General features: G+C 71.3%; 21 protein-coding genes. 7 read left to right on the top strand and 14 right to left on the bottom strand.

Annotated features, from left to right (window positions below):
* The first annotated feature begins 41 nt into the window (after nucleotides 1-41).
* Together CSX12_RS01095 and CSX12_RS01090 are read left to right on the top strand one after the other, a co-directional pair.
* Nucleotides 42-881 (top strand): hypothetical protein, encoded by an 840-nt coding sequence (locus CSX12_RS01095; RefSeq protein ID WP_017202974.1) that lies wholly within the window; start codon nucleotides 42-44, stop codon nucleotides 879-881.
* Nucleotides 878-1726: an SMP-30/gluconolactonase/LRE family protein gene (locus tag CSX12_RS01090; RefSeq protein WP_017202975.1), complete on the top strand. Its 849-nt coding sequence runs from the start codon at nucleotides 878-880 to the stop codon at nucleotides 1724-1726. The genes CSX12_RS01095 and CSX12_RS01090 overlap by 4 nt, the downstream gene beginning before the upstream one ends.
* Before the next feature lie 414 nt (nucleotides 1727-2140).
* Here CSX12_RS01090 and CSX12_RS01085 read toward each other — a convergent pair whose 3' ends face one another.
* Both CSX12_RS01085 and CSX12_RS01080 read right to left on the bottom strand, forming a co-directional pair.
* Entirely contained in the window at nucleotides 2141-2995 is an 855-nt protein-coding gene (locus CSX12_RS01085) for a fumarylacetoacetate hydrolase family protein (RefSeq protein WP_124894553.1), read from the bottom strand.
* A 14-nt stretch (nucleotides 2996-3009) separates the two neighbouring features.
* Entirely contained in the window at nucleotides 3010-3981 is a 972-nt protein-coding gene (locus CSX12_RS01080; protein WP_124894552.1) for a C-terminal binding protein, read from the bottom strand.
* A 77-nt stretch (nucleotides 3982-4058) separates the two neighbouring features.
* Here CSX12_RS01080 and CSX12_RS01075 point away from each other — a divergent pair, with 77 nt between their 5' ends.
* Both CSX12_RS01075 and CSX12_RS01070 read left to right on the top strand, forming a co-directional pair.
* Nucleotides 4059-4808, top strand: a complete 750-nt coding sequence (locus tag CSX12_RS01075; RefSeq protein ID WP_124894551.1) for an SDR family oxidoreductase — start codon at nucleotides 4059-4061, stop codon at nucleotides 4806-4808.
* A complete protein-coding gene (locus CSX12_RS01070) occupies nucleotides 4801-5151 on the top strand; it encodes a nuclear transport factor 2 family protein (protein WP_124894550.1) in 351 nt (116 codons plus the stop codon). The genes CSX12_RS01075 and CSX12_RS01070 overlap by 8 nt, the downstream gene beginning before the upstream one ends.
* A gap of 81 nt (nucleotides 5152-5232) precedes the next feature.
* Here the strand turns inward: CSX12_RS01070 and dinB are convergent, their stop codons facing one another.
* Nucleotides 5233-6429, bottom strand: coding sequence for a DNA polymerase IV (dinB, locus tag CSX12_RS01065; RefSeq protein WP_124894549.1), 1197 nt, complete (start codon nucleotides 6427-6429; stop codon nucleotides 5233-5235).
* Between the two features lie 103 nt (nucleotides 6430-6532).
* Here dinB and CSX12_RS01060 point away from each other — a divergent pair, with 103 nt between their 5' ends.
* Nucleotides 6533-7363, top strand: a complete 831-nt coding sequence (locus CSX12_RS01060) for a hypothetical protein (protein ID WP_124894548.1) — start codon at nucleotides 6533-6535, stop codon at nucleotides 7361-7363.
* Between the two features lie 6 nt (nucleotides 7364-7369).
* Here the strand turns inward: CSX12_RS01060 and CSX12_RS01055 are convergent, their stop codons facing one another.
* The 6 genes from CSX12_RS01055 to CSX12_RS01030 form a co-directional block, all read right to left on the bottom strand.
* Nucleotides 7370-8161 carry an SDR family oxidoreductase gene (locus CSX12_RS01055; protein ID WP_124894547.1) on the bottom strand — a complete coding sequence of 264 codons (792 nt, stop codon included), beginning with the start codon at nucleotides 8159-8161 and terminating at the stop codon, nucleotides 7370-7372.
* A gap of 1 nt (nucleotide 8162) precedes the next feature.
* On the bottom strand, nucleotides 8163-9239 hold the full coding sequence (locus tag CSX12_RS01050) for an enolase C-terminal domain-like protein (RefSeq protein ID WP_124894546.1): 1077 nt from the start codon (nucleotides 9237-9239) through the stop codon (nucleotides 8163-8165).
* Nucleotides 9236-9994: an SDR family oxidoreductase gene (locus tag CSX12_RS01045; RefSeq protein WP_017202986.1), complete on the bottom strand. Its 759-nt coding sequence runs from the start codon at nucleotides 9992-9994 to the stop codon at nucleotides 9236-9238. Before CSX12_RS01045 ends, CSX12_RS01050 begins: the two co-directional genes overlap by 4 nt.
* Nucleotides 9995-10081: 87 nt before the next feature.
* A complete protein-coding gene (locus tag CSX12_RS01040) occupies nucleotides 10082-11467 on the bottom strand; it encodes a hypothetical protein (protein ID WP_124894545.1) in 1386 nt (461 codons plus the stop codon).
* 31 nt (nucleotides 11468-11498) lie between these two features.
* Nucleotides 11499-13718 carry a DUF4148 domain-containing protein gene (locus CSX12_RS01035; RefSeq protein WP_241160527.1) on the bottom strand — a complete coding sequence of 740 codons (2220 nt, stop codon included), beginning with the start codon at nucleotides 13716-13718 and terminating at the stop codon, nucleotides 11499-11501.
* A 14-nt stretch (nucleotides 13719-13732) separates the two neighbouring features.
* Nucleotides 13733-15097 (bottom strand): MFS transporter, encoded by a 1365-nt coding sequence (locus tag CSX12_RS01030; protein WP_124894544.1) that lies wholly within the window; start codon nucleotides 15095-15097, stop codon nucleotides 13733-13735.
* Between the two features lie 156 nt (nucleotides 15098-15253).
* Here CSX12_RS01030 and CSX12_RS01025 point away from each other — a divergent pair, with 156 nt between their 5' ends.
* Both CSX12_RS01025 and CSX12_RS01020 read left to right on the top strand, forming a co-directional pair.
* Nucleotides 15254-15910, top strand: coding sequence for a GntR family transcriptional regulator (locus CSX12_RS01025; RefSeq protein ID WP_017202989.1), 657 nt, complete (start codon nucleotides 15254-15256; stop codon nucleotides 15908-15910).
* A gap of 6 nt (nucleotides 15911-15916) precedes the next feature.
* Nucleotides 15917-16759, top strand: a complete 843-nt coding sequence (locus CSX12_RS01020) for an SDR family NAD(P)-dependent oxidoreductase (protein WP_124894543.1) — start codon at nucleotides 15917-15919, stop codon at nucleotides 16757-16759.
* Nucleotides 16760-16888: 129 nt separating this feature from the next.
* On the opposite strand, the gene CSX12_RS01015 is transcribed toward CSX12_RS01020, so the two are convergent.
* The 5 genes from CSX12_RS01015 to CSX12_RS00995 all read right to left on the bottom strand — a co-directional run bounded on the left by CSX12_RS01015 (nucleotide 16889) and on the right by CSX12_RS00995 (nucleotide 23201).
* Nucleotides 16889-19039 (bottom strand): peptidase C14, encoded by a 2151-nt coding sequence (locus CSX12_RS01015; protein WP_124894542.1) that lies wholly within the window; start codon nucleotides 19037-19039, stop codon nucleotides 16889-16891.
* Nucleotides 19040-19145: 106 nt separating this feature from the next.
* Entirely contained in the window at nucleotides 19146-20075 is a 930-nt protein-coding gene (locus CSX12_RS01010) for a GNAT family N-acetyltransferase (RefSeq protein WP_124894541.1), read from the bottom strand.
* Nucleotides 20072-21085 (bottom strand): hydroxyacid dehydrogenase, encoded by a 1014-nt coding sequence (locus CSX12_RS01005; RefSeq protein WP_124894540.1) that lies wholly within the window; start codon nucleotides 21083-21085, stop codon nucleotides 20072-20074. The genes CSX12_RS01010 and CSX12_RS01005 overlap by 4 nt, the downstream gene beginning before the upstream one ends.
* Complete coding sequence (locus CSX12_RS01000) at nucleotides 21082-22167, bottom strand: dihydrodipicolinate synthase family protein (protein WP_124894539.1); 1086 nt, start codon at nucleotides 22165-22167, stop codon at nucleotides 21082-21084. Before CSX12_RS01000 ends, CSX12_RS01005 begins: the two co-directional genes overlap by 4 nt.
* Nucleotides 22167-23201: an epimerase gene (locus tag CSX12_RS00995; RefSeq protein WP_124894538.1), complete on the bottom strand. Its 1035-nt coding sequence runs from the start codon at nucleotides 23199-23201 to the stop codon at nucleotides 22167-22169. The genes CSX12_RS01000 and CSX12_RS00995 overlap by 1 nt, the downstream gene beginning before the upstream one ends.
* Nucleotides 23202-23213 lie beyond the last annotated feature (12 nt).

Below are 23213 nucleotides of genomic sequence, written 5' to 3'. Positions count from 1 at the left end.
ACCCCTCGGCGTGAGACACCGCGCAGTAGGCTGAACGCATCATGGACGAGTTCATCCAGGGCTTCTGGACCTTCGCGGGACACTACTGGTGGCTCGTCTTCCCGATCATGGGCATGGCCGGCGGGGCCGCGAAGGCGTGGGAGCGCAACTCCAAGCGCCGGCACGAACGCCGCCTGGAGACGCTGCGCATCAAAGCCCAGCTGAAGACCGCCGAGATCGAGGCGCGCGCACTGACCCAGCAGGCCAAGCGGCGCGGACCCACCGTGGTCGACACGACCGCATCCGTCGCCCCTGCCGACCTCGTCGCGCGCCTCTTCGCCGAGCACGACGAGATCACGGCGCGCTGGCTCGACTACGAGCTCGACGTCGCGAAGCTCATCGCCTATCCCGCCATGAGCGACGGCCGCCAGCCGTTGACCGCTGCCTTCCTCCGCGCGAAGAAGACCGCCGACGCCCTGCGCCCCGCCTCCGCCGACGCCAAGGTCTCGGAGCAGCAGGTGACCGAGTATCTGCAGGCCGTGGGCGACTACGCCGTCGCGTTCGAGATCGCCGAGAAGGACGCCAGGCGGCTGCGCGACTCGACCTTCACCGAGCCCGAGCGCAAGCGGCTGGAGCGGGCGCAGCAGCTGCTCAAGGTGGCCGTCGACGAGTCGGCAACGCAGGCGGAGCGCAACGTCGCCTACAAGCGGGTGCGCGAAGAGCTCGACGGCCTCATCCTGCTCTCGGACGAGGCCGTCACCGTGCTCGAGAAGCAGGTGGCCAGGGAGCTTCCCGCGTCGTCCGCGCCGACGCCGGATGCCCCGCCCGAGGCCGACCCCCTGCCCGTCACCGACCCGTTGCGGCCGCCCACGCCGCGCGGACAGCACCGCGAGGACGCATGACCCCCGAGAACGTCACCGGACCGATCGCCCACCACGCCGAAGCCCCCATCTGGTGGCCGGGATGGGGCGGACTGCGCTGGGTGGACGGCGACGCCGGAGACCTGCTGACGCTGCGCTCCGACGGCGTGACCCGCCAGCACATCGATGACGAGTACCTCGCCTTCGCACGCCCCCGGACCCAGGGCGGACTGGTCGCCGTCGGAGCCCGCACCCTCTATCTCGCGGATGACGTCGACGGAGACGCGCGCGCCGCCGCCTCCCTGTTCGACGACACCTCGGTGCGCATGAACGACGGATGCTGCGACCCGCGCGGACGTCTGCTCGCCGGCTCGATGGGCTACGACTCCACGCCGGGCGCCGCGAGCCTGCTGCGGGTGGATGCCGAGCTCGGCATCACCACGGTCCTGCCCCACGTGACGGTGTCGAACGGCGTCGGCTTCGCCCCGGACGGACGGCGCGCGTATTACATCGACACCGAGACCGGACGCATCGACGTGTTCGACGTGGCGGACGGCGACCTGCGCGGCCGCCGATCCTTCGCGACCATCGCCGAGGACGACGGCTCTCCCGACGGCCTCACGATCGCCGCCGACGGCAGCGTGTGGGTGGCGCTGTGGGGCGGAAGCGCGGTGCGCGGCTACGACGCATCCGGACAACTGATCGCGACGATCGACCTCCCCGTCCCCCAGGTCAGCGCGTGCACGTTCGGCGACGACGACCTCGGCACGCTCTACATCACCACCTCCGCACAGGGCCTCCCCGCCGACCACGGCACCGAGGCCGGCTCGGTGTTCGCCGTGCGCCCCGGCGTGCACGGCATCCCCGTCCTCCCCTTCGCCGGCTGACCCCGCGCGCGGGGTCACACCGGGCGCGCGGGGTCACACCGGGCGCGCGGGGTCAGGCCGGGCGCGCGGGGTCAGGCGATCCCGCGCGGGGTCAGGCGATCCCGCCAGAACAGGCCGAAACCCTGGCCACTTGCCTGATCTCGCGCGATTGCCTGAATCGGCTCAGGAGAGTGGCCAATATGTTGGCATGCTGCCCCCGGACCCTGCTCCCCGGACCCTGCGCCTCGAGCCCCGCGTCTCGCACCGCACCCAGCGCGCAGGGTCAGGCGATCCCGCCAGAACAGGCCGAAACCCTGGCCACTTGCCTGATCTCGCGCGATTGCCTGAATCTGGGGGAACACCCGACGGCCTCTGCCCGGGACACGGTGCACTCAGCCATGGGAACCGTGCCCCGGACACAGGCCGCCGGGCGGATCAGCCGAGCCGGACGCGCTCCGTGCGCTGCTGCTGGCGTCCGAGTCCGTCGATCTCGATCGTCATCTCGTCGCCGTCCTGCAGGTAGGGGAACCTCCCCGACAGGGCGACACCCTGCGGGGTCCCGGTGTTGATGACGTCACCGGGCTCGAGCACCAGGTACTGACTCAGCTCGTGCACGATCTGCAGCACCGGGAAGATCATGTCCGCGGTCGAGGAGTCCTGGCGCGGCTCGCCGTTCACGAAGGACCGAAGCCTCAGCGCCTGGGGGTCGACCTCGTCCGCCGGCACGAGCGCGGGGCCGAGAGGGTTGAACGTCTCGGAGCACTTCCCTTTCGACCACTGCCCGCCCGAGACCTCGAGCTGGTACGCCCGCTCCGACACGTCGTTCGAGATGGTGTACCCGGCGATGACGTCGCGTGCCGCCTCGACCGACGGCAAGTATCGTGCCGTCTTGCCGATCACGACCGCGAGCTCCACCTCCCAGTCGACCTTCTCCGCGCCGGGCGGCAGCAGCACGACGTCGTTCGGTCCGACCACGGTGTTCGGGTGCTTGAAGAAGATCACGGGGTGCGCGGGCGGCTCCGCCCCGGATTCGGCCGCGTGCGCCGCGTAATTCTGGCCGATGCACACGACGGCGGTCGGGCGGGCGATGGGAGCGCCGATGCGAAGCCCCTCGACGTCGGCCGCGGGGAGCTCGCCCCGGTCGAGGGCGGCACGCGCACGGGCGATGCCGTCGGCGCCGAGGAACGGGCCGTCGATGTCGGGCGTGAGGGAGGCGAGGTCGTACACGGTGTCCCCGTCGCGGACGAAGGGGCGTTCCTGACCGGGGGATCCGAGTCGCAGCAGTTCCATGGGTGCTCCTGGGGTCAGCGCGCGGCGTACGCGGGGTTCACGATCGGGACGGACTCCCCGGCGAGGAATCGGATGATGTTGTCCGCGGCGTGCACGGGGAGATCCGCCAGCGCCTCCGGCGAGTACCAGGCGGCGTGCGGGGTCAGCAGCACCTGCTCGAGGTCGCGCAGGGGCGAGTCGTCGGCGAGCGGCTCACCGGCGAAGACGTCGAGGGCCGCCGCGCCGAGGTGCCCGGCGCGCAGCGAGGCCGCGAGCGCTTCCTCGTCGATGAGGGGTCCGCGGCAGGTGTTCACGATCACGGCGCCCTGCTTCATGGTCGCGAGAGCCGGTCCGTCGATGAGGTGGCGCGTGGCGTCCGTCAGCGGCACGTGCAGGGTCAGGATGTCGGCCTGTGCCACGGCATCCGGGATCTCGACGAGCTCGCATCCGGCTTCGCGCACGGCGTCGGGTGCGGCGTACGGGTCGGCGACGACGACGCGGAACCCCAGGGCACGGCATCCGCGGGCGACGATGGAGCCGATGCGCCCGAACCCGAGCACGGCCACGGTCGTCGTCGACGGGCGCACCGCGAGCGGCCGCGCGTCGACCGCCTTCCAGGTCCCGGCGCGCACGGCACGGTCGTATGCGGGCAGGCCGCGGGCCTGCGTCATGATCATTGCGATCGTGTGGGCGGCCACCTCTTCGATGCAGTAGCTCGGCGTGTTGGCGACGGCGATGCCCCGAGCTGTGGCGGCCGGCACGTCGACCATGTCGTATCCGATGCCGACGCGGCTGATGATGCGCAGGTTCGGCATCCGGTCCATGACGTCGGCGGTGATCTGCGCCCACTGCACGACCAGGCCTTCGGCGTCCGCGCCGAGAACGGCGAGGTCGTCGATGCTCCCGGATGCGGCACGCTCGGCTCGGAGCCCGGCCTGCCGGAGGGTGTCTTCGATGACGGTTCCCGGCAGGTCGCAGTCGCTGACGAGGATGAGAGGCGCGGTCATGAGAGCGATGCTATAGCATCTAGCAGATTGCTGCACGACGGCTGACTTTGCGCTCGGGTTGCTATAGCGTTTATGACATGACTGCTCGCCGCGCACTGATCACGGGGGCCAGTTCCGGTATCGGAACCGCCGCCGCCCTCGAACTCGCCCGCGAGGGCGTCGCCCTCTGGATCACCTACGCCGGGCGCGAGGCCGAGGCCCATCGCGTCGCCGGGGACTGCCGTACTGCCGGCGCCCCCGAGGTCCGGGTGTCCCGCCTCGACCTGCAGGACCGCGCGTCGATCGATGCCCTGGTCGCGGAGGTCACCGCCACGTGGGGATCGCTGCACGTGCTCGTCAACAACGGCGGCGTCTGCCCCTACACGCCCTACGACGAGATCGATTTCGACGAATGGGACCTGGTCCTCGAGACCAACGCCCGCGGCACGTTCTTCCTGACCCGCGGCGCCCTTCCGCTCCTCCGAGCCGCGGACGGCGACCGGTCCGTGATCAACATCGCCTCGATCGCCGGACAGGTCGGCGCGCTGCAGACCGGCATCCACTACGCCGCCAGCAAGGGGGCGATCCTCGCGATCACACGCAGCTTCGCCCGGCACCTGGCGTCGGAGGGCATCCGCGTCAACGCGGTCACCCCCGGCCCGGTGGCCAGCGCCATCACCGACCAGCTGCAGGGCGAGGGGCGCGCGAAGCTCGAAGCCGGCATCCCGCTCGGAGCGTTCGGACAGCCGGAGGACGTCGCCTGGATCATCGCATCCCTCGCCTCGGAGCGCTCCCGCTTCATCACCGGAGCCACCTATGACGTCAACGGAGGAGTTCGCATTGACTGACCGCACCGCCCTCGACCGCTCCGCCCTGGACACCGTGCAGGCGCAGCTCGACGCCTTCAACGCGCACGACCTCGACGCGTTCGTGGCGACCTACGCCGACGACGCGGTGATCACCGGTGTGGCGCCGGAGCTCATCGTGGGGTCGGCCGCGATCCGGGCTTTCTACGAGCCCCGGCTGCAGAACCCCGAGCTCTCGTGCGTCATCGACACCAGCGTGCTCTTCGGTTCCCGGTGGGTCGTCGCGCAGGAGCAGGTCATCAACGCCGGCGTCGCGACCGAGACCATCGCGACCTTCGACGTGGTGGACGGACGCATCGCGCGGGCGTCGATGCTCAAGGCCTGACCCGGCGCGGTCGGGCACCGCATCCGCGAGCTTCGGCTCGAACCGTTGCAGGCTCGCACGGCGGGGCCGGGCCAGAAGTGCTCACTCGTGTTCCGGCAGGACGGGCGACGACCACCCCGGGTCGCGGCCGAGCTGCGCCGCCCGCGAGACCAACGTCGCACCGTAGCGATCGCGGAGATCGTCGAGCACGGTGTCCAGGCGCGCCTCATCGCCCCAGTCGATCGGCAGTTCAGGGTGCACCCGGTCGACGCGGTCGAGCTGCGACAGCGAGATGCCGATCAATGTGATGCCGCGCTCCGCGATCTCGGTGTGCGCCACGGCGAGCAGGGCGCGCGCGACCGTGAGCAGGATGGCGGTGCGGTCGGTCGGAGCCCGGAGGGAGCGCGAGCGCGTCGCCTTCGTGAAGTCGCCGAAGCGCAGACGCAGCACCACCGTGCGACAGACCCGGTCGCCGTCGCGCAGACGCCGCGCGAGCCGATCGACGATCTGCGTGAGGATGAGATCCAGTTCCTCGGGCGATCGAGGTCGACTGCCGAGCGCGCGCTGCGAACCGATCGATCCGCGGCGGCGGGTGGTGTCGACCGGCCGCGGATCCCTCAGCCGGGCGAGGGCGTGCACGTGCGCGCCCGTCGCCTTCCCCAGCATCCTCTCCGCCGTCGCGGCCTCGAGCTCGGCCAGCTCGCCGACCGTGCGGATGCCGTACCGGTGCAGCTTCTCGGCCGTCACCGCCCCCACGCCCCACAGCCGCTCCACCGGGAGGGGCAGCAGGAACTCCTGTTCACGCTCGGGCTCCACGATCAGCAGACCGTCCGGCTTGCTCACCGCACTGGCGACCTTGGCGAGGAACTTGGTGCGCGCGACTCCGACCGAGATGGCCAGTCCGGCCTCCGTCCGCACGCGCTCGCGCAGTCGCACCGCGATCTGCTCGGGCGTTCCGGCGATGCGCCGCAGGCCGCCGACCTCGAGGAAGGCCTCGTCGATCGAGAGCCCCTCGACCAGCGGCGTGGTGTCGCGGAAGATCGAGAAGACCGCCTTGCTCGCCGCGGAGTAGGCCTCCATACGCGGCGGCACGACGACGGCATCCGGGCAGAGGTCGCGGGCCTGGCGTCCGCCCATGGCCGTGCGGACACCGCGCGCCTTCGCCTCGTAGCTGGCCGCCAGCACCACGCCCCCGCCCACGATGACGGGCCGCCCGCGCAGCTCCGGCGCGTCACGCTGCTCGACGGAGGCGTAGAACGCGTCGAGGTCGGCGTGCAGCACCGTCGCTTCCCCGCGCATCCCGTTCTCCCGTCGACGTGCGGATCGTCGCACGGACCGCGGACATCGGCGACGCGTCCGACCCGACGGATGCCGTGTCGGTGCCGACGGGTAGGGTCGGCGCGTGCCGGAACCGGTGATGCAGTGGTGGGCGCGACGGCAGTTCTCCCGCGGTCGCGCTGTTCCGTATGAGGTGGGCACGTATCGCACGGGATGGGCGGCATACCCCGAGCTCGTGCGGCAGTACCACCCCGAGCTGAACCACGGCATCGTCCTGTCGCAGATCCCGCTCGCCGCCGATGTGCTGCTGTGCTGGGAGTGTCCGCTCGGGCATCGCTTCGCGGCCACCCCGACCGAGCAGCGCGAGCGTCCGGGACCGGTGCGACGCCGCTCGGCCTGGTGTCCCGAGTGCTCGGCGCTCGCCCGCCCCCAGCCCGTCGTCCTGGGCGAAGCACGCGCCCTTCCCCGCAGACCGCGCCGCCCGGCGCCCGCACTCTGCACGAAGACGCCTGACCTGCCGACCGGGACCGCGTTCGTGAGCGTCTGTGCGCCGCGACCCGCGTCCGCCGCCGAGGGGCGTCTGCGCGCGGAGCTCGCGGCGACGATCGCGTTCGATCCGACCGTGAACGCCGTGAAGGTGGCCCGCCCGTTCTTCCGCCACACCGAGGTCTGGCCCGACATCGTGCTGCCGGAGCTGCGCATCGCCGTCGAGTACGACACGGTGGGCCGTCACGGGTTGGAGCACGTCGGCAAGCGGCAGGACGCGGATCTGCGGAAGGACAGGGCCCTCCGCGCCGCGGGGTGGGAGGTCATCCGCCTGCGCACCGGGAAGCTCGAACCGCTCGGACCGCACGACCTCGCCGTGTCCTCGGTGAACGCGAAGAGCATCGCGCGCCTCGTCGAACAGCTGCGGGCGATCCGCGGCGCGCTGATGGTGGACGCGTACCTCCGGTGAGCCGGATCAGCCGCCGAAGCGAGCCCGCAGCTCGGGGCTGACGGCGACGTCGCCGAACGACGCCGTCCAAGCTCCGTCGACCGCGATCGACTGTCCCGAGAGGTACGGAGCCTCGTCGGAGAGGAGGAACGCGGTGACCGCGGCCACCTCTTCGGCGCGCGCGATGCGCCCCATCGGCGGCCCCTCCGCGAGCGCACGCTCCTCGGCGGCGGGATCGGCGGCCCTGGCGATCTGGGACTCCAGGTGGGGCGTACGGACGCCGCCCGGAGCCACCGTGTTCGCGCGTATTCCCAAACCGCCATACGTCACGGCGACGCTGCGGGTCAGGGCGTCGATGCCGCCCTTCGTGAACTCGTACGCCGCGTGGTCGACGAAGCTGGACCGGCCGTGGATCGACCCGACGTTCACGATCGCCCCCGGGAGGCCCTGATCGACGAACGCGGACACCGCCGCCGAGCACCCCCAGATGTAGCCGAACCCGTTGATGTCGATGACCTCCCGCACCACGGTCTCATCCAGGTCGTGCAATGGGGTGCGCTTCGTGATCCCGGCGTTGTTCACCCAGCCGGCGAGCGGAGCCCTGGCGCGGGCGGCGGCGGCGGCGCGCTCGTGAGCCGAGCGATCCGACGCATCGCCGAGCACGACCTCCGCCACGATGCCCTCCTCCACGGTTCCCGAGCCGGGTGAGCGCTCGAGACCGACGACCGTCCAGCCGTCGGCGGTGAGGCGCTCGGCGATAGCCCGGCCGATGCCCTTGCCGCTGCCGGTGACCACGACGCTGCGTGCGGAGTCTGCCATGTCAGTCCTTTCCGAATCGGAAGACGGCGGGGTCGAGGCCGAAGCCGAGTCCCGGAGTCGTGAGAGGGGTGATGGTCCCGTCGAATCGCGGACCCTCCGTGATGAACGACGGCGCCGGATCGTAGGGGTTCACCCCGCGGGCGAACGTCTCGACCTGGATGCCCAGGTGGGCGGTCACCTCGGGATACACGTGGCCCGATACGGGGACTCCGCGCTCGGCCGCCCAGGCGATCAGCTCGCGCGCGGGAGTGATGCCGCCGATGGCCACGACGTCCAGCCGCAGCGCCTCCACTCCGCCGACCTCGACCAGCGCCTGCAGCACCGCCGGGTCGGTGACCTCGTCACCCACCGCCACCGGAAGGCCGGAGCCCTGACGGATGCGGGCGACGCCGGCGGCGTCCTCGGGGAGCAGCGGGTCCTCGAGCCAGGCGAGGCGCGGGCCTCCCCACTGCGTGATCTCCGCCAGCGCGGTGTCGGCGTCGGGCCAGCCGAACCCGACATCGACCACGAGTCCGGTGGTCGAGGGCAGCTCGGCGTTGAGGATCGCCAGCAGCTCGCGCATGTATGCCGGATCCGGAATGCGGGAGATCTTCACCTGCGACCAGCCGGCTGCCTGGCGGAGAACCTCGTCGGCGACCGCTCGCGGAGTGCGGTCGGGCGAGGGATACGCGGCGACGAGCATGGCCTCGCGCGGGGCGTCGCCGGTGCCGAGCAGCTTCCACAGCGGCGCACCCTGCTGCCGGGCGGCGATGTCCCACAGGGCGATGTCGACCAGGCCGATGGCCCGCCTGACGAGTCCGACCCGACCGACGATCGCACTGCCGCGCAGCATCCTCTCCCACGCGGCCGCGGGGTCGTCCGTCTCCGCGCCGAGCGCGTGCGGGGCCACGAGCCGTTCGACGATCTCGGTCATCGGAGCCTCGCGCGACAGGCAGTACGCGATCCCGGTCGTCCCGTCGTCGGCCGTGACCTGCACCGCCGAGTACTCCCGTCGCGTGACCGTCATCGCCCCGAGGTGCAGCGGCGCGGGCAGGGACAGCACGGCGGTGGCCGTGTCGATCCGGGCGACGGCGCTCATTCGGGCTTCTTCGCGAGGGGCACGCCGTAGTCCACCATGAACCCGCCGTCGACGTACAGAGTCTGCCCGTTCATGTACCGCGACTGGTCGGACACGAGGAAGCTGACGGCGGCTGCGATCTCGCTCGCCTCGGCCAGGCGCTTCGCCGGGATGCGCGACAGGATCGTCTCGAGGCTCAGGGTGCCCTGCTCGACGCCGTGCCGGAAGACACCGGTGTCGACGTAGCCCGGAGCGACCGCGTTCACGCGCACACCCCGAGCCGCCCATTCCGCTCCGGCCGTCGAGGTGAGTCCGATCACGGCAGCCTTGGTCGTGGCATAGGGCGCCCGCCCCGCGGAGCCGCGCGAGGAGATGGAGGAGATGTTGACGATCCGCCCCTCGCCGCGGTCGAGCATCCGCTTCCCCGCGGCCTGGAGCGCGGAGAACACCCCGTGCAGGTTCACGTCGACCACGGCGGACCACTCCTCCCACGTGAGGTCCTCGATGCCGCGGTGCCGTTGGATCCCGGCGTTGTTCACGAGCACCTCGATGGGTCCGAGCTCCGTCTCGATCTCACCGAACACCCGGTCGACGGCGGCGTGATCCGTCACGTCGAGCTCCCGCCAGAGGATCCCGGCGGGGTTGTCGGCCGCCGTGAGCCCCGGGACCCGGTCGGTCGCGACGACCCGGTAGCCGTCCGCGGCGAGGCGCTGTCCGATCTCCCAGCCGATGCCGGCCGATCCTCCGGTGACGATGGCGACGGGAAGCTGCGTCATGCTGTTGTTCTCCTTCAATTGAGCTCCGGTCGCGATATTCCAGCCAAATGGGCCCGAAATCCCTGGAATATCGCGACCGGAGCGGGGTCAGATGAGTCCGGCGACCAGAGAGACCGCGTGGGACTCCAGAAGCTCCAGGGCGCCGGGAGCCAGGGGGGTCTGCCAGGACTGGTAGGCCCCGCGGTCGTAGGCCTCGCGGGTCGGGAGGTACACGAAACCCGGGCCGTTCGTGAGGTTCATCACCACGATCGGTGTGCCGGGGAACCGCTCCCGCAGGGTCGTCTGCAGCCGGGAGTAAGCCTCGCCCGGATGCCCCACGATCACCGCGTCGCCCAGCCGCCAGGCCCAGACCGGATGCTGCACGGTCGGGCCGTCGATGTAGCCGTCACGGAGGTTGCGGGCACGCCCGAGACGCTCCTCGCGCGACCGCGGATCGATGTCCTTCCACTCCGCGGCGAGCTCGTCCAGGGTGGGCAGGTCGCGCAGCGGCAGTTCGACCGCGGACACGATCCCTGCTGCACCTTCGCCGCCGTCCGCCGGAGCTCCGGTCCACATCGCGAGCGGTGCCCCCGACTCGACGACGCCGTCCAGCGTCAGCTCCTCCCCCGGCTGCGGCAGGGCGTCCAGCGCGGCGAGCACCGCGTGTCCGAGGGAGCGCCCGTGGCGGTCGGCCACCGCGACGTCGCCTGTGTACTGCTCCCGCGGGGCCAGCTCTCCCGACGCTCCCTGCAGGAACAGGCACGGAGCGCCCGTGGCCGCCTCGACGATCTCGCGCATCGCGCCGACGTAGTCCGGCGACACCTCCCGGTGCTGCCAGGCCAGGGTCGTCGGATGGCAGGCGTAGTTCACCAGCGTCGCCCGCACGTCGCCGTCGAGGCTGATCCGGCCGATCGTGACGGTGTCGTCGGCCGTGCCCTGCGGATTGAACCCCACGAGGGCGCGGCCGTCGAGGTCGAGCTCGCGTTCCGCCGCGAGGGTGCAGCTGCCCGTGGTCCACTCGATCAGTCCCGGTCGCGCGGTCTCCAGCGCCTCGCGCCCGGCCGCGATACCGGCCGCGGCCAGGGCCTCGAGGTACCCGGGGATGAGCTCGCCACCCGGCAGATGTGCATCCGCCGCGCACAGCACCGCGCCCGCATGCGTATGGGAGAGCGACAGCATCAGCTGGTCGGGCTCGAGGCCGAGACCGTCGAGGATCGCCCCGCGCACTCCCTGTTCATCCGCGACCCTGCGCCACCATGTGCCGTCCACCGCGAGCAGCAGGCGTGGGCGCTCATCCGAGGCGATGACGGCGAGCGCGGTCAGCTCGAACGGCCGGTGCGCGCCCTCGGACCGCTCCCAGTCGGCCGGCCCCCAGTTCTTGGCGCGGATGCCGACGGGCGGCGTGATGTCGCGCCGGGCGACACCGATGCGCGCCCGGGTGCGCGGGATGCGGATGCGGTCTCCGAGGCGCGTGGCCGGTGCCGTGTCGTTCACGAGGGGTCCTTCCTGTTCTCCATGCCGCGGCTCAGGCGCTCGTCAGCACGTCGGCGATCAGCACGCGGTCGCCGGCCGCGGGCAGCACGGTCTCGACGCCGCGCTCGACGTTGTCGGTGTAGAGCAGGGTGGACGCGTCCGCGAACCCGTCCGCCAGCCGCAGTCCTCCGCCGACGAACTGGCTGCCGGTGACGCGGGCGTGGTTGATCCCCGTCCCGATGTCGAGGTGCGCCGCGCCCTTCGGCACCGTCGAGGTCACGCCGTTCACGCGCCAGGTGATGACCCCACCGGCCGCGCGGGTGAGCAGGGCTCCGTCCGCGCGCTCCGTGCCGAGCTCGACGCCGTCCAGCGTGACGAGCTGGTCGCGGGCCGCGGTCGCGGTCAGCCGCACGTCGCGCACCGAGCCGCCGCGGATGGTCAACCGGGAGGCGCCGATCTCGAAGGGCGCGGCCGCCGCCGGGCCGCTGAGGCGGCAGTCCACGAACTCGACCGGCCCAGACCCCCGCGCCTTCACGCCGTCGATCCCGGTGATGGTGCAGTCGACGAAGCGGACGGTGGCCGTGACCGGGGTCTGCACCAGCACCTGATCCTTGGGCAGCGCGAAGGTGGAGTCCTGGATGACGGTCGGCCGCGATGAGCGCTGCGACCGCTGTCCGATCGCCAGAAGTCCCGCGGTGCACCCTCGCACCTGCGCGCCGTCGGCGTTGATGGTCATGGTCGCCTGCGGATCGAAGGTCGAGCGGCCGATCACGCGCACGTTCTCCAGCGTCAGATCGGTGATCTTCGTGCCGGCGACGAACCACGAGCAGACGTGGTCGCGCACCGTGATGCGCTTGGCGGACGTGCCCCACTGCGCCCCGGAGTTGGCGATGTCCATGAGCCCGGAGTTGCCGATGAAGGTGAGGTCGTGCTCGTACTGCCCGTGCGTGGTGAAGGGGTTGCCGCCCTGGTCGTCGCCGTCGCCGTGGCAGTTCTCGACGAGGCAGTAGGCGCTGGCGGTGAGGTCGTTCAGGTGCCTGGCGTTCGACGACGTGCAGTCGCTCACCCGGCCGTAGAGGCTGTAGATCTGCTGCGTGAGGTAGCCCGCACCCCCGTAGAACACGGTCGGCGGGTTCTCGACTGAGCAGCGTTCCGTCGTGAAGTGCGTGTTCCAGCGCCGCATGATGACGGGCCACCAGGTGCGGCTCGCATGCACGTCGGCGACGTCGCAGTGGATCGCGTACTCGAACGCGATCGGGTGCGATCCGGTGAGCTCCCGCGAGTCGGGGAAGGAGCCGTCGGTCGGACCGTCGAAGGGTCCGGCGCCGAGGAACCGCATGTTCGCGATGCGGACGCCCGCGACCGGTTCCATCTGCCGCCAGCTGAGCTTGCGCCCCTTGTCCAGCGGCCACCCGTTGAGGTAGTCGATCCGGATGTGGTGCGCGTCGATCTGCTGCGTCACCTGCACGAACCGCTGCAGCTCGCGCTCATCCGCCCCGCCACCGGCGACGGGGTCGCACTGCACCGCCCACCAGGAGTCGACGGGGAAGCGCGACGCATCGGGCACGGCCACGGCGTCCGTCAGCTCGGGCCAGGCCTCGGCCAGCGCATGCTCGACCACGACGTCCTTCGACACTCCGGTGAAGAACATGACCGCCCCGAACGGGTTGTCGTGCGTGTTCTGCTCGATCCCGTCCGTCGTGAGGAGATGACCGCCGAAGTCGATCTCGAGGTGGGACCGCGTGAAGCGGTGCCGTCGCCGGAACAGCAGATCCGTGCTCGCCTGGATCCGTCGGATGCGGGGGTCGTTCACCATCGCGGCGAGCGCATCGTCGGCCGGCTTCTCCGGACCCGTGATGCCGAAGACCCGGAAGTCGACCGTCCCGTCGTGCTGCAGGATCCAGCGGGTGCCGTGCTTCCCGCCGATCACCGTGCCCCCGTTGGCTGCGAGCTCGCCGTCCTCGCTCCCCACGTACACGAGGAGTCCCGCGTCTCCGGGCTCCCGATAGCCGGCCACGATCGCGACCTCGCCGTCGCGCGCGCGGAGACGGGCCAGATCGGCGACGGACTCCGCTCGCGTGACGTCCTTGGCGCCGGTGGCGACGGGAGCGGCCTGCGCCGGTGCCGTGCTCGCGATCGCGCCGGCCGTGCCGAGGGCGACCGCCCCGAGTCCTGCCATGAGGGCGCGGCGACCGGAGGAGCGCACGCCCGTGGCCGCGTCCGGGGAGGTCGTCCCCGCAGGTGGATCCGTCGTGGTCGAGGTGTCGGTCATATCCACTCCTTCCGTCATCGCACCGTGGACGCCGCGTCCGCGGACAGCTGCACCTCGGCGGGAACCGTGAAGTCCGCGCGCCGGCTCAGCACGAAGGCGATGGTCGCGCCGAGGAGAGTGAGCGCCGCGATCAGGAGCAGTCCCCAGATCGCCGAGCCCGTGGTCTGGCTGATCCAGCCGATCGCGTAGGGGCCCGCGAAGCCGGCGAGGTTGCCGACCGAGTTGATGAACGCCAACCCGGCGGCGGCCGCAGTGCCCGTGAGCACCATGGGCGGGAGGCTCCAGAACAGGGGCGTCGTGGAGAACAGCGCCGACATGCCGATGCACAGGGCGATGAGCGCCAGGATCGGGGTGTCCTGCGCCGCGACCGCCGCCATCAGCGACAGAGCGGTGATGGTGAGCGTGATGCCGATCTGCAGCGGGATGTTGCCCTGCTTCCGCGCGGCGCGTTCCCACGGCAGCATCACGAGCGCCGCGCACAGGTTCGGCAAAGCGACGAGCCAGCCCGTGGTCGAGTTGGAGAAGTCGCCCATGCTCTTCACGATCGTCGGCAGCCACATGCCCAGTCCGTAGGCGCCGAACACGACGCCGAAGAAGAGCACGATGAGCGTCCACAGGCGACCGTTGCTGAACACCTCGCGCAGCCGCAGGCGCCCGTGCTTCTGCTCGGTGGCTGCGGTCTCGGCGGCCAGGGTGTCGCTGATCCAGCGCTGTTCCGCGCGATCGAGCCAACGCGCATCCTGCGGGCGGTCGGGAAGCCAGAAGAACACCACGAACGCGAGGAGCACGGCCGGAACGCCCTGCAGGAGGAACACGAGCTGCCAGCCGTCGAGCCCCCACAGTCCGTGCAGCTCGAGCATCCAGCCCGACAGCGGTGCAGCCACCGCGTTCGCGATCGGGTTCGAGAGCACGAACACCGCGAGCACCTGGGTGCGGTACTGCCGCGGGAACCAGAGCGTGAGATAGAGCAGCACACCGGGGAAGAACCCGGCCTCCGCGATGCCGAGGACGAAGCGGGCGATGGCGAACTGCGTCGCATCCTGCACGAACGCGGTGAGGGCGGCCACGATGCCCCAGGAGATCATGATCCGGGCGATCCACTTGCGGGCGCCGAACCTCTCCAGCAGCAGGTTGCTCGGCACTTCGAACAGCAGGTATCCGATGAAGAAGATGCCGGCGGCGAAGCCGAACGCGGCCTCCGTGATCTGCAGAGCGGCCGTCATCTCCAGCTTCGCGAAGCCGGCGTTGTTCCGGTCGATGTAGGCGACGAGGTAGAGCAGGCCGAGGAAGGGGCCGAGCCGCCAGATCGCCTTCTTCATGGCGGATGCGCCGACCTGGTCCGCGGTGCGGGTGTCGGGGGTGGTGCCGGTGCCGGACATGAAAACTCCTTCGTCATCGCTCGAGGGGACCGCTTTGCTATAGCATCTAGCAAATGCTCCACAGTGTCCAGCGTTTGTGAAAATGCCATAGCATCGAGCGAACGATTCCGCCCGGCCGACAGGTGAAACGCGCCGCGGATCGAGGAGGGCACACGGATGCGCAGCGTCTCGGATCAGAACATCGCCGAACAGGTCGCCGACGAGCTGCGCGCAGCCATCCATTCGGGAGAGCTCGCCCCGGGCGAGCGGCTGGTCGAGCGGAAGCTCGCGGATCGCCTCGGCGTCAGCCACATCCCGGTGCGGGAGGCCCTGACCCGACTGGCCGAAGAACGGCTGATCACGCGCGAACCCCGCCGCGGCGCCCGTGTCGCCGAGCTCACGGCGCAGGACCTCGAGGAGATCTCGAGCCTGCGGATCGTCCTCGAGCAGTTCATGGCCATCCGGGTGCAGGAACGGTGGAACGAGGAGTCCGCCGTGCGGCTCGGTGCGATCATCCAGGCGATGTCCGACGCGGCTCCCGGCGACGTCGCCGAAGTGCTGCGACAGGACAGGCTGTTCCACGAGACACTCGCGGACCTCGCCGAACATCGCTTCCTCGACGAGCTCAGCGCGCAGCTGCGCGGCCGCATCACGGGCTTCATCCAGGCGGCGAACTCGGCCCTCGACCCCGCAGAGCAGGAGGAGCATGTGCGCAGCCATCAGCAGATCGTGGACGCCATCGCCAGCGGAGACCCCGACCAGGCCCGTGCCGTGATCGCGGAACATGTGACCAGAGCCGTGCAGCGCATCACGCCGTCCTCCGCGGGGGAGTGACCCGCCGTGTCCGCGAAGACCATCATCCTCACCGGCGCCTCCGACGGCATCGGCGCGGCCGCCGCCCGCCAGCTCGCGGATTCGCCGCACCGTCTCCTCCTGGTCGGCCGCTCCGTCGAGAAGACCCGTGCCGTGGCCGAGGAGACCGGATCCGAGTGGTTCACCGCCGACTTCGCCCGCCTCGACGGCGTGCGAACCCTGGCCGCGAGGATCGCCGACGCCGTGGGGGACACCGGCATCGACGTGCTGGCCAACAACGCCGGGGGCATCTTCGGCGACCGGACCCCGACCGTGGACGGGTTCGAGAAGACGATGCAGGTCAACCACCTGGCACCGTTCCTGCTCACGAACCTGCTGCTGCCCGCGCTGCTGCGGGCCGGCGGTGCCGTGATCAACACCTCGAGCGTCGCCCACCGCCTGTTCGGGCACATCGACGTGGACGACCTCGACAACGCGCGCCGCTTCAGCCCGAACAAGGCCTACGGCGACGCGAAACTCGCCAACGTGCTGTTCGCCGAGAGCCTGCATGAGAGGTTCCACGCGCAGGGGCTCAGCGCCGTGGCGTTCCACCCCGGCACCGTGCAGACCAACTTCGCCTCGGACTCCTCGAGCATCATGCGCCTCGTGTACCGGACTCCGTTGCGCCGCCTGCTGCTGATCGGCCCGGACAAGGGCGGTGCGACCCTGCGGTGGTTCATCGAGGGCACTCCGGGCGAGACCTGGATCTCGGGGGCGTACTACGACGAACGCGTCCTCACCTCGCGCGTGAACCCGCAGGTGCACGACGCCGCCCTCGCCGAGGCCCTCTGGCAGCGCAGCGCCGAGCTCGTCGGCATCCCGACCCCCTAGCTCCCGCACCCCCCGCACCCCGGCCGGGTGCACGGGTTCTCGCCGAGTGCACGGCTTCGTCACGTCGAGAAGCCGTGCACTCGTCAGGATCCCGTGCACTCGCACCAGGGAGAGGGACACGGGCGGGGGTCAGAGGGCGAGGTTGGCGGTGTCGACGACGCGAGCGCCCTCGGCGGGGAAAGCCGTGCGGGTGACGCCGGACTCCACGTTGGCGGAGTGCAGCAGCGTGGATGACGTGCCGAACGCGGCATCCGCCAGCTCGAGCGCTCCTCCTTCGAAGCGGTTGCCGACCGCACGGTAGTGGGTCGCGCCCTTCGTGATCGAGACGTGCGTGGCAGACCCCTCGGCCCGGAAGGTGCTGTCGCTCAGGGTCAGGTGCAGCTCGCCGTCGCCCGTCCTCGCGATGCCCGCCCCCCCCTTGATCGCCACGTCGGATCCGGCCACCTCGACCGTCTGCCGCTCTGTCCGCGCGGCGACGATGCGCGCGTTGCGGAGCGTCGACCCCTCGAACCGCAGTCGCTCAGAGGACGAGGTGACGGGGGCCGCGTCGTCGGCGCCGATCAGGGTCGAGCCGCGGAAGGTCACCGCACCCGCTCCGGTGATCTTCATCCCGCCCACCCGATCGAGCACGGTGTCGACGAAAGTGACCGGTGTCTTCACCGTGGCGTTGGTGAGCTCGCCGGGAGCCACGAAGGTGAAGTGCGAGTCGGCGATGATCGTCGGACGAGACGAGTTGTCGCTGGCCTGCGTGATGATGAGCGTGTCGGATGCGGTGCACCCCCGCAGCTGCGCGCCGTCCGCATTGATCCACAGCATCCCGGAGCCCGCGAGCGACGGCTTGCCGATGACCTGCACGTCTTCGAGGGTGAGGTCGGTGATGCGCACGCGCGCCACGAACCACGAGCACACGTGCTTGCGGACGGTGATGCGCTTGGCCGCCGAACCCCATGCCGCCCCGGAGTTCGCGAACGTCATGAGGCCCGAGTTGCCGGTGTAGGTGAGGTCGTGCTCGTACTGGCCGTGCGTGACGAACGGCCCCTGGTCGTCGCCGTCGCCGTGGCAGTTCTCGACGAGGCAGTAGGCGCTCGCGGTGAAGTCGTTCAGGTGCCGGGAGTTCGCGGTGTGGCAGTTGGCGACGTAGCCGTAGAGGCAGTAGATCTGCTGCGTCAGGTAGCCCGCTCCGCCCCAGGTGACCGACGTCGGGTTCTTCAGCGTGCAGCTCACGGTCGAGTAGTAGGTGTTCCAGCGGCGCTGGATGAGCGGCCAGAACGTGCCGGTGCCGTCGATGTGGTCGACGTCGCAGCGCACCGCGTATTCGAACGCCAGCGGGTGTGAGCCGGTGTACTCGTCGGTGCCCGTGCCGAGGAACTTCAGGTTCGACACCGTCACGTCCTGCACGGGCACGACCCGGCGCCAGGTCATGGTGCGGTCCTTGCCGAGCGGCCAGCCGTTCTTGTAGTTGATGCGGATGTGCGTGCCGTCGACGATCTGCGTCACCTGCACCATCCGCTGCAGCTCGCGCTCCCAGCGACCCGACAGCGCGTTCACCTCGGCGGCGTACCAGTCCCCGACCGCGAAGAACGAGGAGTCCGCCACGGGGAAGATGTCGCCGAGGTCGGGCACGACCTCGCCGAGCTTCGCCTCCTGCACGGCATCGGTCACCTCGCCGCGGAAGAACATGACCGCGGCGAACGGGTCGTCCTTCCCGGCGTTCTCGATCCCCTCGGTCGTCATGAGGTGACCGCCGAAGTCGAATGCGATGTTCGACCGCGTGAACTTGTGCCGGCGGACGAAGTTGAGGTCGCTGTGCGCTTCGACGCGGTGGACGCTCGGGTCGTTCACCATCGCGTCGAGGGCGTCGTCGGCGTTCACGCTCGCGTCCCGGATGCCGAACATCCGGAAGTCGAGGACACCCTGGTGCACCAGCACCCAGGCCCCGCCCTTCGGAGCCGCGAGCACGGTGCCGCCGTTCGCGGCCGGAGCGTCCTTCTTCACGAAGCGGTAGAGCCCGTCGCCGCCGTCGCCCGCCGCGCCGTAGCCCGTGGTGCGGACCAGCTCCCCCTCTTTGCCCTTGCGCTGGGCGAGGTCGGTCGCGGTGCCGCCGACCGCGACGTTCTTGCCGCCCGAGGCGTCCTGGGATACGGCGGGCCCGGCCGCCTGGGCGGGCGCCGAGGCGGTCGCGGCGGCGACACCGCCGAGCGCTGCGGCGCCGAATCCGGCGAGCAGCATGCGCCTGCTGCGCAGGGCGGCAGTGGTCTCGGTGATCTCCTGCTGGGTCATGCTCATCCTCCTTGCGGCGCCTTCGCCGCGGTCAGGCGATCCGGCCGTCCGGCCGGCTCGCGGTTTCCGATCAGTCCCCAGTCCCCAGTGCCCTCCGAGCGGGTGCTCAGAAGTAGTCGCCCGCCGTGAAGTGGCGGATGCCGTCGAGTCGGGGCTCCCGTCGCAGCGGACGGCTCATCCCGGTGCGGTCGTGCTGTCGCACGGCGCCCGGCGCGAAGGCCTGCACGGCGGCCTCCTCCTCCGCGAGCGCGGGGGTGGCGAGGTCGCAGGACCGCACTCCGGCGGACGCCCAGTCCGCCGCGACGGCGCCGAGCAGGGCGCGACGCACCCCGACCGGATCGACCGCGTCCGGCAGCACGGCGCTCTCGTGCAGCAGGCCAACCCCGCCGCGCGCTTCGGCGATGGCATAGCCGACCACCGCAGCGTCCTCGACGTGCCGGTACAGCGTCGCGCCGCGCATCCGGACCTCCGCCATGGTCCAGTCGCGGTCGCTGCGCACGGGGGCGAGCACGAGCTGACCCGACCGGGACCGCTCGTACACGTCGTGCACCGCGCCGAGACTGCCGAGACCCACGGACTCGCGGAGGATCGCCCCGGCAGCCGCCTCGACGACCGACGCCGCCGACCACGGCCCGACCAGCGTGCGGGACATCGCGAACGACGTGAAGCCGCTGGAGCGATACACCTCGGGGGTGCCGGTGAACAGCAGCGCCCAGTCGGCCTCCCGGCCTGTTTCCAGCGATGCCGAGACGAGCCGGCGGGCGAGCCCTCTCCCCCGTGCGCGCTCCGCGACCGCGACGCTGCCGATCGCGTGCACGCTGGCCACGGCGCCATCGGACTCCCGCAGCCGCTTCGGCAGCCCGTAGATCGAGCCGCACACGCCGTCGCCGTCCTCGGCCACGAGCGTGTGCGCCAGGCGGTCGGCGTCCACGAGCCACTGATCGGGGGCGAGCGGCGGGGTGAACGCTTCGGCCCACAGCACGGCCAGCGCGGACTGATCCTCCGCGCGCGCCGACCGCACGACGACGGCGGTCATGCCATCGAGGACAGCTGGGCGCGGTCGATGGTGTGCGCGAGCGGAGCCCCCACCACGAAGGCGTCGAGCTCGTCGGCGACGATCCGGCCCTGACGCAGCCGACCTTCGCGGGTGCCGGCCGCCCGGTGCGGGGTGAGCAGCACGCGGGGCGCCGACCGGAAGGGGTGATCCGCGGGCAGCGGCTCCTCGTCGAACACGTCGATCGCGGCGCTGATCCGACGCGACCGCAGCTCCGCGATCAGGGCGGCCTCATCGACCAGCCAGGACCGCGCGGTGTTCACGAGCCCCGCGCCGTCGCGCATGCGTGCGAGCTCGCGGCGACCGATCAGGTGATGCGTCTCCGGCAGGGTCGGGGCGTGCACCGCGACGATCTGCGCGCGCCGCAGCGCTTCGTCGAGCGGGACGAGCTCGGCTCCGAGCGAGGTGGCCGCCTCCTCATCGAGGGTCGGATCGACCAGCATCGGTGCGGCGCCGAGGGCGCGGATCAGTTCGAGGTAGGCGCGTCCGGTGCGCGAGGCGCCGATCACGGCGATGGGCGCTCCGAGGATCTCATGCTGCACGCCGACCGTCTCGGCGTCATACCAGCCGTCCCCCGTGCGCAGCGCGTCGTGCATCTCGGGTACGCGGTGCAGCAGCGCCAGGGTGAAGGTCAGCGACACCTCGGCGACCGACCGGGCCATCCCGGCCCCCGCCTGCGTGACGCGCACGCCGCGGTCGAACAGCGCATCGGTCGCGAAGGGTTTGATCGTCGCGCCGGTGTGCGCGACGATCTCCAGCTTCGGCAGCGTGGCGAGCACCGCCTCGTCGAAGGGACCGACGCCCCAGCTCGTGATGACGACGCGCGCCTCCTCCAGCGCGGCGTCCGCGAGCCGTTCGACGCGCACGAACGCCCCACCCAGAGCCGCGGCCGCCGCCCGCAGCCGCTCCGTGTCCTCGGCGGTGAAGAACTCCGCGAAGAGCTCCGCCGAGACGACCGCGACCATGGTCGGAGCGCTCGTCCCGCCGCTCATCGCAGCCAGGCCTCGAGGTTCTCGGCGACGAAGGCGTCGTCGTTCAGGGCCGGGTAGGCGCGGCGCACCCGCGTGATCTCGTCGGCCTGCCCCGGCGAGAGCCCTTCCCCGGGGTCGAGGCACCACGTGCCCTCGAGCAGGCCCTGCTGGCGGAGCATCTCGTGCACGCCCGCGATCACGCCGTGGAAGTCGTTGCCCGGATCGAACACGGCCTGATTCACGTCGACCATGTCCGAGGCGAGCAGTCCGACCTCGCGGTAGGCCTCCGCGTCTCCCGCCATCGCCCGATGCGCCCGCTCGAGCAGCGCGACCGCCGCCCGCGTGCCGACCGCCCACTGGCCGAGCAGCCCGCCGACGAAGCGCAGCGTGCGGGGGCCGGACGGGGAGTCGACGTGGAACTCCGAGAGCAGGTCGGCGACGATCGCATCGTCGTTGCCCGTGTAGAGGGCGATCTCGTCGGCCCGACCCGAGGCGGCCACGCCGCGGACGAGTTCGAGCGTGCGGTACCGGTCGAACGGGGCGGCCTTCACGGCGACGACCGAGGGGATCGCGGCGAACTCCCGCCAGAACTCCCGGTCGAGCACGGGCCCGCCGATCGCGGTCTGCAGGTAGAAGCCGACCAGCGGAAGCACTTCGCCGACGGCCCTGGCGCGCTCGAGAAGGGCCGTTTCGTCCGCACCGGCGACGCGCGGGCTCACGAGCACGGCGTCATAGCCGAGCGAGCGGGCGAGTTCCGCCTCGGCGACGGCCTGCGCGGTGTCACCGGCCACCCCGGCGATGCGCACGAGGCTCGGGTCGTCGCGGGCGTCCATCTCCTCCGCGGCGAGCGCGAGCACGGGCTCGAACAGCGCGTGCTCGGGGTCGCGGATCTCGAACTGCGTCGTGTGCACGCCGACGGCCAGTCCGCCGGCACCCGCGTCGAGGTAGTAGCGGGACAGCGCGCGCTGGCGGCGCTCGTCGAGCGTGCGGTCGGCGGTGAGGGCGAGGGGGTGCGCGGGGATCACGGCGCCGCGGGCGAGGGTGGCGGCTGCAGGGCGGCGCAGGGTCGGCACCGTGGCGGTGCGTGCGGCGGCGTCGGCCATCAGAACTTCCCGTCCCGCACGGCCCACTTGGTGGGCTTCGCGATCATCGGCAGACCGTCGCGGATCCATCCGGCCTGCATGTGGATGAGCTCCTCGGCCGAGACGGACGGGTAGCCGAACAGCGCCATGCAGCGGCGGGCGTCACTGAGCAGTGCGGTGGGCTGCTCCTCGTCGACGATCGTGACCTCGCGGCCGAACACGGCGCCGAAGCGCCGCGCGATCGAGGCGACGCTCAGCAGCTCGGGGCCGGTGAGGTTGATCACGAACGGGTCGGTGGAGGCGTGCACGAGGCTGCGCAGCACGACCTCGTTCGCGTAGCCCTGCCAGATCACGTTGACGTTGGCGGTGGCGACGGAGACGGGCTCACCCGCATGCACCGCGCTGCCGATGTCGGCGAGCACGCCGTAGCGCAGGTCGACCGCGTAGTTCAGGCGGATGATCGCGACCTTGGTGCCGCGCTCCTGTGCGCCGAACTCGAACACGCGCTCGCGGCCGAGGCACGACTGCGCGTACTCGCCGATCGGCGCGGGTTGCACCTCTTCGGAGGCGCCTCCGGACGACGCAGGCAGGAAGGGGTAGACGTTGCCGGTCGACAGCACCGAGATCGCACTGTCGCGGTAGCGGCGGGCGACGCGGTCGGGCAGGGCGGCGTTGACCTCCCATGCCCAGGAGGCGTTGGTCGCGGCGCCGAACTTCGCGCCGACCATGAACACGACGTTGGGGGCGTCGGGCAGCGTGGAGAAGTCGTCGTTCTCGATCAGGTCGAACGGGACGACCGTCACGCCCGCGGCCTCCAGGCGCCCGCGGATGGCGGCGTCGCCGAAGCGGGAGACCGCGTACACCGCGTCGTCGGCGCGCCCCGCGGCGTCCATCCCGCGACGGGCGAGCATCGCCAGTGTCGGGCCCATCTTCCCGCCGGCTCCGAGGATCACGAGGTCTCCGGAACCGCGAGCGAGGTCGGCGATGAGGCCGTCGCTCGGCGTGGCCAGTGCCTCCTCGAGCTCCGCCTCGGAGGTGAATGCGTGCTGAGTCATGTGGTGCTTTCC

Source organism: Microbacterium sp. Y-01 (genome assembly GCF_003856715.1).
GTDB classification, from domain to species: domain Bacteria; phylum Actinomycetota; class Actinomycetes; order Actinomycetales; family Microbacteriaceae; genus Microbacterium; species Microbacterium algeriense.
This window is presented reverse-complemented; position numbering and strand designations above follow the sequence as displayed.

Coding starts and splice junctions, on each gene's coding strand:
- dinB (WP_124894549.1), bottom strand. CDS start 6,429: ATGCGCGGGGAAGCGACGGTGCTGCACGCCGACCTCGACGCGTTCTAC.
- CSX12_RS01055 (WP_124894547.1), bottom strand. CDS start 8,161: ATGGCAGACTCCGCACGCAGCGTCGTGGTCACCGGCAGCGGCAAGGGC.
- CSX12_RS01085 (WP_124894553.1), bottom strand. CDS start 2,995: ATGGAACTGCTGCGACTCGGATCCCCCGGTCAGGAACGCCCCTTCGTC.
- CSX12_RS00995 (WP_124894538.1), bottom strand. CDS start 23,201: ATGACTCAGCACGCATTCACCTCCGAGGCGGAGCTCGAGGAGGCACTG.
- CSX12_RS01030 (WP_124894544.1), bottom strand. CDS start 15,097: ATGTCCGGCACCGGCACCACCCCCGACACCCGCACCGCGGACCAGGTC.
- CSX12_RS01090 (WP_017202975.1), top strand. CDS start 878: ATGACCCCCGAGAACGTCACCGGACCGATCGCCCACCACGCCGAAGCC.
- CSX12_RS01015 (WP_124894542.1), bottom strand. CDS start 19,039: ATGACCCAGCAGGAGATCACCGAGACCACTGCCGCCCTGCGCAGCAGG.
- CSX12_RS01025 (WP_017202989.1), top strand. CDS start 15,254: ATGCGCAGCGTCTCGGATCAGAACATCGCCGAACAGGTCGCCGACGAG.
- CSX12_RS01050 (WP_124894546.1), bottom strand. CDS start 9,239: ATGAGCGCCGTCGCCCGGATCGACACGGCCACCGCCGTGCTGTCCCTG.
- CSX12_RS01095 (WP_017202974.1), top strand. CDS start 42: ATGGACGAGTTCATCCAGGGCTTCTGGACCTTCGCGGGACACTACTGG.
- CSX12_RS01000 (WP_124894539.1), bottom strand. CDS start 22,167: ATGGCCGACGCCGCCGCACGCACCGCCACGGTGCCGACCCTGCGCCGC.
- CSX12_RS01075 (WP_124894551.1), top strand. CDS start 4,059: ATGACTGCTCGCCGCGCACTGATCACGGGGGCCAGTTCCGGTATCGGA.
- CSX12_RS01005 (WP_124894540.1), bottom strand. CDS start 21,085: ATGAGCGGCGGGACGAGCGCTCCGACCATGGTCGCGGTCGTCTCGGCG.
- CSX12_RS01010 (WP_124894541.1), bottom strand. CDS start 20,075: ATGACCGCCGTCGTCGTGCGGTCGGCGCGCGCGGAGGATCAGTCCGCG.
- CSX12_RS01080 (WP_124894552.1), bottom strand. CDS start 3,981: ATGACCGCGCCTCTCATCCTCGTCAGCGACTGCGACCTGCCGGGAACC.
- CSX12_RS01035 (WP_241160527.1), bottom strand. CDS start 13,718: ATGACCGACACCTCGACCACGACGGATCCACCTGCGGGGACGACCTCC.
- CSX12_RS01045 (WP_017202986.1), bottom strand. CDS start 9,994: ATGACGCAGCTTCCCGTCGCCATCGTCACCGGAGGATCGGCCGGCATC.